A 16,091-nucleotide genomic window follows, 5' to 3' on the forward strand; every position below is an offset into this window, starting at 1 on the left:
TGGCACCTTTTCCTTACTGATTGGCTTTGTAGATGCTGTCGGCGCGTTCGACAAAGGCTTCAACTAAGTTGTGTGAAATACGATTAAATACTGGCCCAATCAGCTTTTCTAAAATAGTGCTAGAAAATTGATATTGTAATTTTAACTCTACTTTGCAGGCGTCCTCTCCAAGCGGAGTAAAGAACCATGATCCAGACAGCGTCTTAAATTGCCCATCTAGCAGCGCCATATCAATTTTTTGAAAAGGAATTTTCTTATTCTGGGTAGTGAAGTGGCTTTTTACCCCATGGTAATTCATATGAAGCGTGCCAACCGTTTCTTCATTTGACCGGCTCGTGACACTACTGCCGCTGCACCAAGGTAAAAAGTTTGGGTATTCTTCAATTTGTTCGACAAGTCGATACATTTGCTCGGCGGTATGTTCTACCAAAACCGACTGTTCTACTTTGATCATTGTTTTTACATATTAGATAAGAGAAACACATCGCTATTTTAACATTTATTTGCGCATCGTTAGTCTTTTAAGATAGCTAGTATGGCATTCAATTGCTCAGTAAATAATTGAATGGCTTGCATGCTCGTTTCTTTTGCAAAAATAAAGGCGATCAGCGAAGTTGTGTTTGTCGTTATTTGGTGGTGTTGCCAAGCTAGTTTGTCATTCGCTAATTGGAACAAGCTTGATTGCTCATCCGAAAATCGCAAAGCACCTTTGGCTCTCCATAGGTGTGTGGTATTACTTTCGATCAAATGGGTGATTTGGGATACGACCAAGTCTTGCTGAACAAAGGGAATGCATTGGCTGCTTTGGATGCTGGCCGTAATACCATGTGATTGTTCTTGTATCAGCCATTGGTTGCTTTTCGGCTCGGGCAATCTGGGTGATATTGGGCTAAGTGCTAGCTCCTCGATCCCGCATGAGTCATCGACGGTTAACGTAGGTAGTTGTTGCCAATATGCTTCTGCAAGCTGATCTAGTGATGCCAGTGTCGGTGCAAATTGTATTTGATTTGGATTTTGGGTTTTGGCAAATTTGTTGATGAGCAACTCGGTATTGGCTTCGCTCTCAATCCGTGTGATTAGCCAGTGCTTGGCGAAGGTTGCTTGTTCTTTGAATACGGGATGTTCCAAGTATCGCTGATCCGCTAACGATGCGGCGGAAATGACACAAATACTAGGCAAGACGGTTAGGTGATTTTTAAAACTTTGCTCGGTTATTAATCGATAGATGGCGCTTGGCTCACCAAGGCCAGATGGCTCAATTAAAATTATGTCTGGTTGTACATCTTTTAATATTCGGATAAGAGTGGTTCGAACGAGCGGACCGTTGGTGCAGCAGATGCACCCTCCAGCGATCTGCTTGATTTCAATTTGACCTGATGCTGATTCCGCCGACAATAGGCTACCATCCACCCCAATTGAAGCGACCTCATTGATGATGACTGCCACTTTTAATGTGTTAGGACGATGGTGAAGTAAAGCAGAGATGAAGGAGGTTTTTCCGGCGCCCAGAAACCCCGAAATGAGTTGAACGCTTGCTTTTGTCACGTTGAATTAAACAGTTGGAGGTGAGTTTGCGGACACAATCTCGCAAATTTCGCTGGTTAAATTCCTGAAGCGGTGCGGCTGGTTACTATCAAAATAATAAGCATCTCCCGCTTTTAAAACACGAGTTTCAGCACCCACTGTAATTTCAATTTCACCGCGAACAACGACACCACCTTCTTGTCCTTCATGCTGAAGCATATCTTTGCCAGTGTCAGAGAATGCTTGGTAATACTCTCGCATGATGCACATGTTACGGTCTTTTATGCCTGAGCCAACTAAACAAAGCTGGACTTCATCATTACCAAGGTTGGGTAGTTCTTCTGCATCAAAGAAAGGGGAGGGTTTGACTTCGCCTAGGTCAAAAGTAAAAAATTCTGCCAACGACATGGGAATGCCTTCAAGCACTTTTTTTAGTGAAGAAACAGAAGGGCTGACGCGATTTTGTTCAATTAAAGAAATGGTGCCATTTGTGACGCCCGCTCTTTTGGCTAACTCTCGCTGAGAGAGCCCGAATTTTTCACGGATAAATTTAAGGCGTGCACTAACTTCAATCGACATCGATATTCTCCTGATCTGTAGAATATTCTAAACAATAGAATCGGCAAAGTCGATGTTAAACGGGGAATTTTCGATATTAACTTTCGTCTTATTATCTAAATTGGTAAAGATGTCATAAGATGAATCAAGTGTTTAGTGAAAATTTGCAAAGAAAGCGGAGGTGTGCGTAGAGATCGATCGTTGTCTGTAAATCTTAAACGTCAGTGATAGGTTGTTTAGTAGGTTGAAGTTTCGTTGTCATATTGATTCAGCGCAAATGGCTACTGTATGTAAGGGCGTAGTCTGGTTCTTGCATGGTAGATAAAGAGGTGCTCACTAGCACTAAAAGAAGCGACATACTTTTTAGTGCAATTGTCAGAAATGGTTACGATGTATAGCCAGCGACAACAATAAAAATGGAGAACAAATCATGCTAATCGGTGTACCAAAGGAAATCAAAAATCATGAATATCGTGTGGGGCTAACGCCTTCTGGTGTAAAAGAGTTAACCCATCACGGACATCAAGTCTGGATTCAAAAAAATGCTGGTGCAGCAATCGGCTTTCCTGACGAAAGTTATATTGCAGCGGGCGCTTTAATGATTGATACCCCTGCAGAAATATTTGCCAAAGCAGATATGATTATTAAAGTGAAAGAGCCACAGCCTGGCGAATGCGCCATGTTAAGACCTGGACAAATTCTTTACACCTATCTGCACTTAGCACCAGATCCAGATCAAACTAAAGCCTTGGTTGCTAGTGGATGTATTGCGATCGCTTACGAAACTGTCACTGATGATCGGGGAGGTTTGCCTTTGTTAGCCCCAATGTCTGAAGTCGCTGGGCGTATGTCTATTCAGGCTGCGGCAAGAGCGCTTGAAAAGGCCGCTGGTGGTTCTGGCGTATTGCTTGGCGGTGTGCCGGGTGTTGCCCCAGGTAAAGTAACGGTGATTGGTGGTGGCGTGGTTGGCATTAATGCTGCACGGATGGCGTTAGGACTAGGAGCAGACGTCACGATTTTGGACCGTTCATTACCTAGACTGAAAGAAGTCGATAACGATTTTGCAGGGCGTATTAAAACACTCTATTCCACACGAGATGCCATAGAAAGTGAACTAAAACTAGCCGATGCAGTGATTGGCGCTGTGTTAATTCCCGGCGCCGCAGCCCCCAAGTTGGTGACGCGAGAGATGTTGAAGTGGATGAAACCCGGCTCTGTGTTAGTCGATGTGGCGATTGATCAAGGTGGGTGTTTTGAGACTAGTCATGCAACAACCCACCAAGACCCTACCTATGTCATAGAAGGGATCACCCATTACTGCGTGGCAAATATGCCGGGTGGGGTAGCAAGAACCTCTACTCAGGCGCTAACCAATGCAACGCTAGGACAAGCGGTGGCGCTGGCGGATAAGGGCTGGAAGCGTGCACTAAGAGAAGACCGTCATTTGCAAAATGGATTGAATGTTTGCGAAGGCAAGATTACTTATGAGGCGGTTGCTCGAGATTTGGGCTATGAATATGTACCAGCCGCACAGTTAATCACTTCTTAAACGCGTGATAAATTGCAATCAGGTGACATCGCCTGATTGCAATAAAAATGCCGATATATTCTGTATTGTTGTATATTTTGCAATATTCCATTCCCCAAATAAGCTCGCCAACGCTAAAATACTTCAGTAGTCTAGGCACATCTTAGAAACAACGCCGAGTAAGACTGCTATGCAAACAAAACCGATCATTGGATTATGTGCTGACAGAAAAATGTTGGGCATGCACCCATTTCATGCGGTTGGTGAAAAATACATTAATGCAGTGATTCACGGGGCGGAGTCTTTTGCGGTGGTGTTGCCTTCATTAGGCGATGCGCAAAGCATGGAACAAACGTTGGATATGGTGGATGGCTTGTTGTTTACCGGTAGCCCCTCCAATGTAGAGCCAAAGCATTATGCAGGAGCACCTAGCGAGCCGGGTACATTGCATGATCCTCATCGCGATGCAACGACCTTACCAATGATTAAGGCGGCTATCGAACGTGGTATTCCTGTGTTAGGCATTTGCCGTGGGTTTCAAGAAATGAATGTGGTATTCGGCGGTACACTTTTCCAGAAGGTACATGAAGTACCCGGAAAAATGGATCATCGTGAAAAAGGCGATGCCACATTAGACGAACAATATGGTCCTGTGCATGAAGTTCACATTCAATCACAGGGCTTGCTGCACAAATGGTTTGGCCAAGAAAAGGCGATGGTGAATTCTATCCATCAGCAAGGGGTCGATCGTTTGGGTGAAGGATTACAAATCGAAGCCACCGCACCCGATGGCTTGATTGAAGCTTTCAGTGTCAGGGAGTCCAAGACTTTTGCGTTTGCCGTACAGTGGCACCCTGAATGGAAACACGCTGAAAACCCGTTATCAACAGCGATATTTAAAGCTTTTGGAGCGGCATGTCGGCAACGCCAACAGCAACGATAAGTAAAATATAGCAAATGCCTGTCGGGTTTCCGGTGCAGACGTTTGAAAGTCATCTCCAGAATGACTATGCTAAATAAATGGAGCACTTCTTCATCGTTGCATAAAAAGAGTTGATTTCATCATGGACAGAATTACCGAATTTCTGAGAGAACATCGCATTACTGAAGTGGAATGTATCATTCCTGACACGACCGGCATTGCAAGGGGGAAAATTATCCCACGGAGCAAGTTTGAAACCGGGGAAAACATGCGGCTACCTCAGGTGGTCTTGGTGCAAACGGTAACTGGTGATTACCCTGAAAATGCGGTAACCGGTGCAACCGATCCAGACATGGTGTGTTTACCTGATCCGGATACTATCCGCTTGATTCCATGGGCAACCGATCCTACCGCGCAAGTGATTCATGACTGTGTGCATTTTGATGGTTCGCCAGTCGAGATCTCACCACGCTATGTGCTACGTCGCGTGTTAGAACTATATAAAGAAAAAGGCTGGAAACCCGTCATTGCTCCCGAACTAGAATTTTATCTAGTGGATGTAAACAAAGATCCAGACTTGCCATTGCAGCCACCAATTGGTCGTACAGGCCGTCCAGAAACGGGGCGTCAGGCATATTCAATTGATGCAGTAAACGAGTTTGATGCGCTATTTGAAGACATCTATGAATATTGCGAATTACAAGATCTAGAAATTGACACCTTGATTCATGAGGTGGGTGCGGCGCAGATGGAAATTAACTTCCTCCATGGCGACGCAATGGACTTAGCTGATCGCGTATTCTTATTTAAACGTACGGTGCGTGAAACCGCGCTACGCCACAATATGTATGCAACATTTATGGCTAAGCCAATGGAGAATGAACCAGGCAGCGCGATGCACATGCACCAAAGCGTGGTGGATGAGTCTGGTCAGAATATCTTTACTAAACCAGATGGCAGCGCGAGTGATTTATTCCTGAACTATATTGCTGGTTTGCAAGCGTATATGCCTTCAGTAATGCCGATTTTTGCGCCATTTGTTAACTCATATCGTCGCTTGTCTCGTTTTACTGCTGCCCCGATTAATGTGCAGTGGGGTTATGACAACCGTACCGTGGGTATCCGAGTACCCGCATCAAGCCCAGCTGCCCGTCGTGTCGAAAACCGTGTGGCCGGCGTGGATTGCAACCCATACCTAGCAATGGCTGCAACACTCGCATGTGGCTACTTAGGCATGGTGCAAGGCTTGCAACCAACTGAACCATTAGCAACAGATGCATACGACTTACCATTCGAGTTACCACGTAACTTGGAAGAGGCGATGACTCGTATGCAAGTATGCGAGCCAATGGCAGATATCTTGGGACGCAAGTTTGTGAATGCGTATTTGCAAACGAAGGAGCTAGAGTACGAAACGTTCTTCAAGGTAATCAGTTCTTGGGAACGTCGTCACTTGTTGCTACACGCATAAGATAAAAAGCATTTAGTTTTAAAAACATAATAACAATTTAATCTGGATTGCTGGCCTTGGCAGAGGCGAGGTCAGCCTAATCAGGAGTGAATACAAATGTCGAATGTAATTGATAACCGCCCAGGCGTTTACGCAGAAGCCTCACAATCAGGTAATTTTGCGCGCCGTACTACCGCTGAATGGCAAGCCCTGGATGCGGCACACCATATTCATCCGTTCTCAGACATGGGATCATTGAATAAGTCTGGCAGCCGTGTGATTACCAAAGCCGAAGGTGTTTACCTTTGGGATTCTGAAGGTAATAAAATTATTGATGGTATGGCCGGTCTGTGGTGTGTCAACGTGGGCTATGGCCGTAAAGAACTCGCAGAAGTTGCTTACAAGCAAATGCTAGAGTTGCCTTACTACAATACATTTTTCAAGACAACTCACCCACCTGTTATCGAATTATCTAACCTATTAGCAGAAGTATCTCCTAAAGGTTTTGAGCACTTCTTCTACTGTAACTCTGGTTCTGAAGGTAACGATACCGTCTTGCGTATTGTGCATCAGTATTGGGCTGCAGTGGGTAAGCCTGCTAAGAAATACGTGATCTCTCGTAAGAACGGCTACCACGGCTCGACGATTGCTGGTGGCTCGCTTGGTGGCATGGGTTATATGCACGAGCAAATGCCTTCACAGGTTGGCAATATTGTTCACATCAACCAACCATATTGGTTTGGTGAGGGCGAAGACCTTACACCTGAAGAGTTTGGTCTGAAGCGTGCACAAGAGTTAGAAGCGAAAATCCTAGAACTGGGAGCAGAAAATGTTGCTGCCTTCATTGGCGAGCCATTCCAAGGGGCGGGTGGGGTGATTTTCCCTCCATCAACCTATTGGCCAGAAATCCAACGTATTTGCCGCAAGTACGACATCTTGCTTTGTGCGGATGAAGTGATTGGTGGTTTTGGTCGTACCGGCGAATGGTTTGCTCACCAGCACTTCGGTTTCGAGCCAGACACTATCACGATGGCAAAAGGCTTGACCTCTGGATACGTACCGATGGGTGCAGTAGGCATTAATCGTAAAGTTGCTGATGCATTGATTGCTGCTGGTGATTTCAACCATGGTCTGACTTATTCTGGTCATCCAGTTGCTGCGGCTGTTGCCGTAGCAAACATCAAAATTTTGCGTGAAGGTGGCTTGATCGATAACGTGAAAAACGTGACTGGTCCTTACTTCCAAAAATCACTACGTGAAGCATTAGATGGCAATCCATTAGTCGGTGAAATTGCGGGTCAAGGTTTAGTTGCAGGTATGCAATTAACCGAAGACAAAGCGACTCGCAAACGCTTTGCTAACGGTGGCGATATTGGTTTGCAATGCCGCGATCATTGCTTTGGTAATAACTTAATTATGCGTGCGACAGGTGATCGTATGTTGCTTTCTCCGCCGCTTGTCATTACCAAATCTGAGATTGACGAATTGGTCAGCAAAGCCAAGTACTGCCTAGATCTAACGGCTAAAGAATTAGGCATGCTGTAAAAGTCAATGACAATTGGGCAAAAAATACCCTTTTTGCCCAATTTTAGCACTAGAACGCTTTACGACTGGGTTAAAGCAGCGCAAGATATGCCCGCAAATGTTTTGGAATGGATTGTTTGCAGACGAAATATAGGGTCTGTGAATTACTAACCAGATTTGTAAATGTCATATTTATATCTGGAATCCACTATCGTTTAACTTTCTTTTTTTGGTTCGGCAACAAATAGGAGAATTACGATGTACCCACAAAATTGGGCTAAAAAATTATCAATTCTTACGCTAGCTTTAGCAGCTAGTTCGGCTTTTGCTGCAGAAGAAAAAGTACTGAACGTTTACAACTGGAATGATTACGTTGCTAAAGACACGGTTGCTAATTTCGAAAAAGAAACTGGCATCAAAGTTAAATACGATGTGTACGATAGCAATGAAACATTACAAGCAAAACTATTAACTGGCAAAAGTGGCTACGACATTGTGGTGCCTTCTTTAGAATTTGCAGGCAAGCAAATTCAAACAGGTGTTCACAAAAAGTTAGATAAAAAGCAGCTTTCAAATTACGCCAATTTGGATGCTGGCATTTTATCCAAAATGACCGCAGCTGATCCAGGTAACCAGTACTTGATCCCATACATGTGGGGTACTACTGCAATTGGTATTAACGAAGAGAAAGTCAAAAAAGCTTTAGGTGGAAAACTACCGGCTGATATGTGGCAATTAGTGTTTGATCCAGCCATCACTAGTAAGCTGAAATCGTGTGGTATTTCCTATATGGATACACCAAGTGATGTTTACTCAATGGTAAACATTTACTTAGGCAAAAATGCAAATGACTTCAGTAAAGCGACGTTAGAAGCCGCAACTGCTCAGCTAATTAAAGTTCGTAAAGACGTTAAAGTATTTAACTCATCTCCAATTGATCTGCTAGCAAACGGTGATGTGTGTGTGGGTATCGCATTCTCTGGCGACGTATACATGGCTAAAAACCGTGCAATCGAAGCTAAAAATAACCAAAAAATCAGCTACGTCATTCCTGCAAAAGGAACGATTATGTGGGTAGATAACTTGGCTATTCCAAAGGATGCAAAACATCCAGAGAATGCACATAAGTTTATTAACTACATCTTAAAAGCGAAGGTTGCTGCAGATATTTCGAATACGGTTTTCTATGCAAACCCGAATACGAAAGCGACGCCGTTAGTAAGTAAAGAAATTGCTTCTGATCCAAATATCTATCCAACAGAAGCATTGAAGAAAAAGCTCGTAGCGAAAAAAGTGATTCCTGCAGAAGAGCAGCGTGCTCTGACACAGTTCTACACCAAATTCAAAACAGCTAAATAAGCAGTAACCAGATCTACCGGTAGTAGCGCGCTACCGGTAGATATAAAGATCAATACTCGTGCGCAGCTGGGTGGCGTAACAGGGATCTTGCTCTGGTGAATTTTGCAAATTGCAGAGGAACTAGGCTGTTTCTGGATTACCCCTTTTAAAGGGTAATCAAACAGGTATGAAGCATTTTTGACGTATGCTTGCCATTCAGGAGATTCAATTTTGAAGTTGTTTAAACGTTCATTCATGGGCGTAAGCCTAGCTTTTGCCGCGCTAACTGCTTTTGCTGCAGAAGAAAAAGTTCTAAATATCTACAACTGGAATGATTACATCGCCAAAGACACGATTGCCAAGTTTGAAAAAGAAACAGGCATTAAGGTCAAATACGATGTGTACGATAGTAACGAAACCCTTCAAGCAAAATTGCTGACTGGGCACACAGGATACGATATTGTTGTTCCTTCTCTTGAGTTTGCCGGAAAGCAAATTCAAAGTGGTGTCCACCGTCCATTAAACAAGGCGTTATTCAAGAACTACGGCAATTTAGACGCAACCATTATGCAAAAGCTAGCGGTTGCAGATCCTGGCAATAAGTTTTTAGTACCTTACATGTGGTTTACTGCTGGGCTTGGTATCAACGAAGCCAAAGTGAGTAAAGCATTAGGTGGCCAACTACCAACTGATATGTGGCGCCTTGTATTTGACCCTGTTTACACCAGTAAATTAAAATCTTGTGGCATTGCCTACATGGATACGCCAAGTGATATGTTCACCATGGCAAACATCTATTTCGGGAAAAGTGGCAATGATTTTAGTAAAGCCACTTTAGATGCTACAACCCAAGGGCTATTAAAAGTCCGTAAAGATATTAAAGTCTTTAACTCTTCGCCAATTGATCTATTGGCTAACGGTGATGTTTGCGTTGCAGTTGGATATTCGGGCGATGTGTATATGGCTAGAAATCGCGCTATTGAAGCGAATAATGGTCAGAAAATTCGTTATGTCATCCCGGGCAAAGGAACCATGCTGACCGTTGATAGTATGGTGATTCCAAAAGATGCCAAACACCCTGAAAATGCCCAGCGTTTCATGGACTTTATTATGCGTCCTGATATTGTTGCGGCCATTTCCAATGAAGTTTACTACGCCAATGCAAATACTAAAGCAACTGCGTTAGTGAAAAAGGACATTTCAACAGACCCTGGTATCTATCTACCAGAAGGCCTAAAGAAACAATTAGTTGCGAAAAAAGTGATCCCAGCGGAAGAGCAAAGATTACTAACACAGTATTTTACGAAGTTTAAAACCTCAAAATAATAAATGAAGCGCCTTCTCTCAATGGAGGTGCTTAACAAAACGGTTTGATTTAGTTTTGGGAGTAATGTACTGATTACTAGTAGGCTCTGGGACTATTTTCAGTATAAATGTATGTTTAACAAGGTTTTTCTAGTTAGTTTTTGCCTATTTAAATCGCAAAATTCAGCTAGAAAATTTCCCCGGGGCTCTGGGTACAAGGAGAGGCATTGTGTCGCAAGACAATAGCACAGTGAAGTCGGATTCATACTTGCAAATTCAGAATATCGTCAAGAAATTTGGCGATACCACTGCGGTGGATAATGTTAATTTAACCATTAAAAAGAATGAAATCTTCGCATTATTAGGAAGTTCTGGCTGCGGTAAGTCAACCTTGCTAAGGATGATGGCCGGGATGGAAAGCCCAACGTCAGGCAAAATTATTGTAGATGGGCAGGATGTAACCGCCTTACCACCATACAAACGCCCAATTAACATGATGTTCCAGTCTTATGCGTTATTCCCGCATATGACTGTAGAACAAAACATTGCGTTTGGTCTAAAGCAGGACAAACTACCATCAGATGAAATCGCTGATCGCGTGATTAAAATGTTGGATTTGGTGCAGATGCGTAAGTTCGCAAAGCGTAAGCCACACCAATTGTCTGGTGGCCAGCAGCAGCGTGTAGCATTGGCGCGCTCATTAGCTAAGCGCCCAAAATTGCTTCTACTAGATGAGCCACTTGGTGCGTTGGATAAAAAGCTACGTCAACAAACGCAATTAGAGTTGGTTAACGTGATTGAGAAGGTGGGTGTGACTTGTATCATGGTGACTCATGATCAAGAAGAAGCGATGACCATGGCCTCACGTATTGCCATCATGTCTGAAGGTAGCTTGTTGCAAGTCGGTTCACCAAACGAAATTTATGAACATCCAAATTGCCGCTTTACTGCTGAATTTATCGGTGAAACGAATATTTTTGATGGCAAGCTACTTGTAGATGAGCCGGGTTACATCATCGTTGAGTCTACCGATCTAAACCGTGGTATTTATATTAACCATGGAGTCACAGGCCCAGCGGGGATGGAATTAGCGGTATCTATTCGCCCAGAACGAATTCATGTGACGAAACAAGAACCAAGTGCCCAGTACAACTGGGCGCAAGGTGAAGTGAAAGAAATCGCCTACTTAGGTAGTTACTCTATCTATCACGTGCGCTTAGCTTCTGGCCGAGTGATTCATGCCAATGTGCCAGCGTCTGTATGGCGTGATGAAACACCGCCAACATGGGGTGACAAAGTGTTCGTTTCTTGGAGTGAACAAGCTGGGGTGGTATTAACATCATGATGAATAAACTCGCTCGTTTCCTGCCTAAAGGGCGGGCATGGGTGACGGCTGTGCCGTACACCTGGATGTTATTGTTCTTCCTGATTCCGTTTTTCTTTGTTTTGAAAATCAGCTTCGCGGAAGTCGATATTTCTCAACCTCCATACACTGACTTAGTTACCCGCACTGAAGATTTACTGCAAATCCACCTTAATCTGGGCAAATACATTGCTATTTTCTCAGACGGTTGGATGGGGCAGTACATTGTTGCTTATGGTACTTCCCTGAAAATGGCGTTTTACACCACGGTGTTTACGTTATTAATTGGTTACCCAATGGCGTATCACATCGCCAGAGCAAAAGAAGCCACCAGAAATACCTTGCTGATGTTGGTTATGTTGCCTTTCTGGACTTCCTTCCTACTGCGTGTTTACGCTTGGATTGGCATCCTGAAAGACAATGGTGTGCTCAATAATTTATTGATGTCACTGCATATCATCAATGAACCAATTGAAATGCTCTACACACCGTTCTCTATCATGGTGGGGATGGTTTATTCGTATCTTCCATTCATGATTTTGCCGCTCTATTCTCATTTAGTGAAACTAGATGGTCGTTTGCTGGAGGCTGCTGGTGATTTGGGTGCAAAACCTTGGCGAACTTTCTTATCTATCACGCTACCACTATCTAAAGGCGGCATCATCGCGGGTTCAATGATGGTATTTATCCCTGCCGTTGGTGAATACGTGATTCCAGAGTTGCTTGGTGGCGGTGATGCATTGATGATTGGTAAGAAGCTGATGGATGACTTTGGTCCAAACCTAGACTGGCCAATGGCATCAGCCGTAGCGGTCGTCATGATTATGCTACTGATTATCCCAATTATTTGGTTCCATCGTTTCGAAACACGTGAAATGAAAGGCAACGAATGAGTAACGGAAAAATGTCTTTCGGAGCCCGTTCTTATCTAGCAATTGGTTTCTTCTTTCTGTATGCACCAATTGTAAGTTTGATCGTGTTCTCTTTTAACCAGTCACGCCTAGTGACTGTTTGGGGCGGGTTTTCAACCCACTGGTATGGCGAACTGTTTAATGATGATGCATTAAAATCTGCTGTTGCATTATCTTTTAAAATCGCTTTCCTATCTGCGATTGCCGCCGTGTTGATTGGTACGATCGCGGGTTTGGTGCTTGCGAGGTTTGGGCGGTTTAAAGGCTCTTCACTATTTGCTGGTTTAATTACTGCACCAATGGTGATGCCAGAAGTGATCGTTGGTTTGTCTATGCTTCTGTTGTTTGTTGCGCTGTCATCCACAATGAATTGTGGAATAGACGTAGCAGAAATGACCGGCATTCAATCGCTTGCATGTAGTGCATTTGGTGAGCGAGGCATGACAACCATCTGGATTGGCCATACCACGCTGTGTATTGCCTATGTTGCCATCTTGATTCAATCAAGATTGCGAGAGATGGATAAATCACTGGAAGAAGCGGCAATGGACTTGGGCTGCCATCCATTTAAAGTGTTCTTTGTGATTACGATCCCAGTGATTGCACCTGCTTTAGTGTCTGGTTTCTTACTATCATTTACCTTATCGCTAGATGATTATGTATTAACCGCATTCTTGTCAGGGCCTGGTTCAACCACCTTGCCTCAGTGGATTTTCTCTTCGATCAAGCTTGGTTTAACACCAAAGGTGAACGCACTAGCAACGATTGTGGTAGCGATTGTGACAATCTTTGTTGTCCTTTCTAACCGCATGATGCTCAAAGCACAGAAGAGTAGAGAGGCTGCCATGCAAGCTGCAGCAGCCGGCGGACACTAATATAAATAGGTATCAAATTAAACCGCTTTGGAAAAACCATTATTTCAAAGCGGTTTTTTTATTACATTTTTATATTAAGAACTAATTGTCTGATCGGGGTCAAAAAATAGCTAAGTCTTTAGTTTTGCTAAAAAAACTGCTTGCCCCAATACCCCTTTTGGGTCAAAATCGCCCCTCTGCTAATTTACATTAGCTAACTAACTAGCTCATTAACACTTTCCGCCCTATCTCGCTGGTGAGACACGGCTGGTCCTTCGAAATTTGGGGGTCTTGGTTTATGTCCGACTTGGCGCATGCTGCGCAATTACAAGCATTTGGTACGCAGCTTCCCGTTTATACATACTTCGATGCTGAATTCTACCAACAAGAATTAACGCATTTATTTGCTAATGCACCGGTTTACTATGGACATCACTCCATGGTTCCAAACCCTGGTGACTATTACACATTGCCTTGGATGGATCACGGTAAAATGTTAGTCAGAAAAGATGAAACCAACGTTTCATTACTGTCTAACGTCTGCCGCCACAGACAAGCTGTAATGCTAAAAGGTCGTGGCAATGGCCCAAATATCGTTTGTCCTGTTCATCGTTGGACTTACGATAACGCAGGCGAACTGTTGGGCGCGCCACACTTCCCACAAAATCCTTGTATGAATTTAGGGAAGACCGATTTGCAAACATGGAATGGCTTATTGTTTGACGCCCGCCGTGATGTTGCAAAAGATTTAGCGCAATTAGGTTGTAAAGCTGAATTAGATTTATCTGATTTTCACTTTAATCGTGTTGAATTAACCGAATATAACTTCAATTGGAAAACCTTTATTGAAGTCTATTTGGAAGACTATCACGTTGATCCTTTCCATCCGGGTCTTGGCCAATTTGTAAATTGTGCAGACCTGAAATGGGAATTTGGTGAAAACTACAGTGTGCAGACCGTTGGTCCGAAAAATGGATTGGCTAAACCGGGTTCATCGGTGTATCAAAAATGGTCTGAGCAAGCACTAGCTGCAAATGGAGGTGAAGTACCTCCATATGGGGCAATTTGGTTAACGTATTACCCAAATATTATGGTCGAGTGGTATCCACATACATTGGTGGTGAGTACGGTTCTACCACGCGGTGCAGATAAATGTACGGTCTTGACCGAATTTTACTACCCGGAAGAAATTGCATTGTTCGAGCCAGAATTAATCGAAGCAGAACAAGCCGCCTATTTCGAAACCGCAGAAGAAGATGATGACATCTGCTACCGCATGCATGAAGGTCGTAAGGCACTATATTTGCGTGGGGACAATGAAGTAGGTCCGTACCAGTCTCCGACTGAGGATGGTATGCGTCACTTCCATGAGTGGATGCGCTGCAAAATGGGTGAGTTGATTAAAGACTAACCGATTAGCCGTTCAGAAATAAAAACACCAGCTTTGTGCTGGTGTTTTTATTTCTGGCCATTAAGCAAAACAGAAAGAAACAATATTGAACACAGATAAAGAACCATCAAGCGCACTTTTTAAAAATGGTGCACTGTGGATGTTGATCGCCGGTTTTTGTTTTGCATGCATGGGGGCACTGGTTAAATTAGGTAGTGAACATTTTTCTACTGCCGAGCTGGTTTTTTACCGCTCATTTATTAGCCTTGTGATTATTACAGTAACCATGCGCCTGAATGGGCACTCTTTTAAAACTCACTACTTAAAAAATCATCTGACAAGATCCATTTCAGGTACGATTTCACTGATGTTGTCATTTTATGCCGTGGCGAAATTACCATTAGCTACAGCGACTACGTTAACGTATACCTCATCCATTTTCTTGGCGATTCTTACTTTTTTCGTTGCAAAGCGCCGTCCCTCTCGTCATCTGTTTTTATCGATAGGTATCGGGTTTCTCGGCGTGGTTGTGCTTTTGCAGCCAACGATTGGTAACAACCATGTTGGCCCTTTTATCATTGGTTTGTTGTCTGGCTTTTTGGCTGCGATTGCCTACTTAAATGTGAAAGAGTTGGGCAAGCTCGGCGAACCTAGTTGGCGGGTGGTGTTTTACTTTACCCTGACGGCTAGTTTTGGTGCTTTTCTATTAATGCTAACTGACAAATTTCACTCAGTGACAGGCGTTGGGGGTCTTGAGTTAATTGGTATTGGTGCAAGCGCAACGATTGCTCAATTAGCGCTAACAAAAGCATATCGGCAAGGTCAGTCGTTAGTGGTCGCATCTCTTGCCTATAGTACCGTCGTTTTTTCTGTTATTTTTAGTGCGATTCTTTGGAATAATTCCATCAATTGGTTGTCTTACTTAGGAATTCTGCTGATTATTTGCAGTGGAGTGATTAGTGTTATTGCTTCATCAGGGAAATAATTGCAGTAAATCAAACGGCTTTAACCAGTATCTGCTAGAGTGGAAATGAATCTATCCGATAACGAAACCAGAAAGGGATACCATGCTATCAATTAAACAACAAGACGATATTCTGTTAGTTAATGTGATTGGGCAGTTTAGCTTAGACGATTACAAACAATTTGAAGATCATGTAAGGTATTTGGTAAAGCAGGGCGCTAATGTCAGCTTGCTATTTGATTTTCGAGACATGCTAGGCTATAGCATTGATGTTGCTTGGGAAGAGATTCGCTTTGCAAGAGAACAAATCGGTCATTTCCAGAGAGTAGCGATTGTCAGTGAAGGGCAGTGGGTCTCCTGGCTTGCTTGGATGCAAAGTTTATTTATGCCTCATGATTTCCAGATGTTTGAGGTTTATGACGATGCGATATTGTGGCTAGAGGGACAAGAATCCTGATAC

The 16,091-nt window shown here is 43.5% G+C and carries 15 protein-coding genes; 12 read left to right on the top strand and 3 right to left on the bottom strand.

The features are described 5' to 3' along the window. Positions 1 to 13: 13 nt before the first annotated feature. The 3 genes from LIN78_RS00965 to LIN78_RS00975 are packed head-to-tail and all read right to left on the bottom strand — an operon-like array spanning position 14 to position 2,103. The gene (locus tag LIN78_RS00965; protein ID WP_227177587.1) at positions 14 to 454 is read right to left on the bottom strand and encodes a type II toxin-antitoxin system RatA family toxin; all 441 of its coding nucleotides are present in this window, start codon (positions 452 to 454) and stop codon (positions 14 to 16) included. 59 nt (positions 455 to 513) lie between these two features. After that, positions 514 to 1,545 (bottom strand): CobW family GTP-binding protein, encoded by a 1,032-nt coding sequence (locus LIN78_RS00970; protein WP_227177589.1) that lies wholly within the window; start codon positions 1,543 to 1,545, stop codon positions 514 to 516. A gap of 6 nt (positions 1,546 to 1,551) precedes the next feature. Beyond that, the gene (locus tag LIN78_RS00975) at positions 1,552 to 2,103 is read right to left on the bottom strand and encodes a cupin domain-containing protein (protein ID WP_227177591.1); all 552 of its coding nucleotides are present in this window, start codon (positions 2,101 to 2,103) and stop codon (positions 1,552 to 1,554) included. 409 nt (positions 2,104 to 2,512) lie between these two features. Here LIN78_RS00975 and ald point away from each other — a divergent pair, with 409 nt between their 5' ends. The 12 genes from ald to LIN78_RS01035 all read left to right on the top strand — a co-directional run bounded on the left by ald (position 2,513) and on the right by LIN78_RS01035 (position 16,088). Then, positions 2,513 to 3,631 (top strand): alanine dehydrogenase, encoded by a 1,119-nt coding sequence (gene ald, locus LIN78_RS00980; protein WP_227177593.1) that lies wholly within the window; start codon positions 2,513 to 2,515, stop codon positions 3,629 to 3,631. Positions 3,632 to 3,800: 169 nt separating this feature from the next. Continuing rightward, positions 3,801 to 4,553: a gamma-glutamyl-gamma-aminobutyrate hydrolase family protein gene (locus LIN78_RS00985; RefSeq protein WP_227177595.1), complete on the top strand. Its 753-nt coding sequence runs from the start codon at positions 3,801 to 3,803 to the stop codon at positions 4,551 to 4,553. Between the two features lie 121 nt (positions 4,554 to 4,674). Continuing rightward, positions 4,675 to 6,003, top strand: coding sequence for a glutamine synthetase family protein (locus tag LIN78_RS00990; RefSeq protein WP_227177597.1), 1,329 nt, complete (start codon positions 4,675 to 4,677; stop codon positions 6,001 to 6,003). 96 nt (positions 6,004 to 6,099) lie between these two features. After that, complete coding sequence (locus LIN78_RS00995) at positions 6,100 to 7,527, top strand: aspartate aminotransferase family protein (RefSeq protein ID WP_227177599.1); 1,428 nt, start codon at positions 6,100 to 6,102, stop codon at positions 7,525 to 7,527. Between the two features lie 237 nt (positions 7,528 to 7,764). After that, complete coding sequence (locus LIN78_RS01000) at positions 7,765 to 8,865, top strand: polyamine ABC transporter substrate-binding protein (RefSeq protein WP_227177601.1); 1,101 nt, start codon at positions 7,765 to 7,767, stop codon at positions 8,863 to 8,865. Between the two features lie 210 nt (positions 8,866 to 9,075). After that, positions 9,076 to 10,170, top strand: a complete 1,095-nt coding sequence (locus LIN78_RS01005; protein ID WP_227177603.1) for a polyamine ABC transporter substrate-binding protein — start codon at positions 9,076 to 9,078, stop codon at positions 10,168 to 10,170. Between the two features lie 229 nt (positions 10,171 to 10,399). Next, positions 10,400 to 11,494 (top strand): ABC transporter ATP-binding protein, encoded by a 1,095-nt coding sequence (locus tag LIN78_RS01010; RefSeq protein WP_227178290.1) that lies wholly within the window; start codon positions 10,400 to 10,402, stop codon positions 11,492 to 11,494. Continuing rightward, the gene (locus LIN78_RS01015) at positions 11,482 to 12,405 is read left to right on the top strand and encodes an ABC transporter permease subunit (RefSeq protein WP_373307728.1); all 924 of its coding nucleotides are present in this window, start codon (positions 11,482 to 11,484) and stop codon (positions 12,403 to 12,405) included. The genes LIN78_RS01010 and LIN78_RS01015 overlap by 13 nt, the downstream gene beginning before the upstream one ends. Next, the gene (locus tag LIN78_RS01020) at positions 12,402 to 13,298 is read left to right on the top strand and encodes an ABC transporter permease subunit (protein ID WP_227177606.1); all 897 of its coding nucleotides are present in this window, start codon (positions 12,402 to 12,404) and stop codon (positions 13,296 to 13,298) included. Before LIN78_RS01015 ends, LIN78_RS01020 begins: the two co-directional genes overlap by 4 nt. 277 nt (positions 13,299 to 13,575) lie before the next feature. After that, the gene (locus LIN78_RS01025; protein ID WP_227177608.1) at positions 13,576 to 14,688 is read left to right on the top strand and encodes an aromatic ring-hydroxylating oxygenase subunit alpha; all 1,113 of its coding nucleotides are present in this window, start codon (positions 13,576 to 13,578) and stop codon (positions 14,686 to 14,688) included. A gap of 85 nt (positions 14,689 to 14,773) precedes the next feature. Further along, a complete protein-coding gene (locus LIN78_RS01030) occupies positions 14,774 to 15,652 on the top strand; it encodes a DMT family transporter (RefSeq protein WP_227177610.1) in 879 nt (292 codons plus the stop codon). A gap of 82 nt (positions 15,653 to 15,734) precedes the next feature. After that, positions 15,735 to 16,088, top strand: coding sequence for a SpoIIAA family protein (locus LIN78_RS01035; RefSeq protein ID WP_227177612.1), 354 nt, complete (start codon positions 15,735 to 15,737; stop codon positions 16,086 to 16,088). Positions 16,089 to 16,091: the final 3 nt, after the last annotated feature.

Source organism: Leeia speluncae (genome assembly GCF_020564625.1).
GTDB classification, from domain to species: Bacteria; Pseudomonadota; Gammaproteobacteria; order Burkholderiales; family Leeiaceae; genus Leeia; species Leeia speluncae.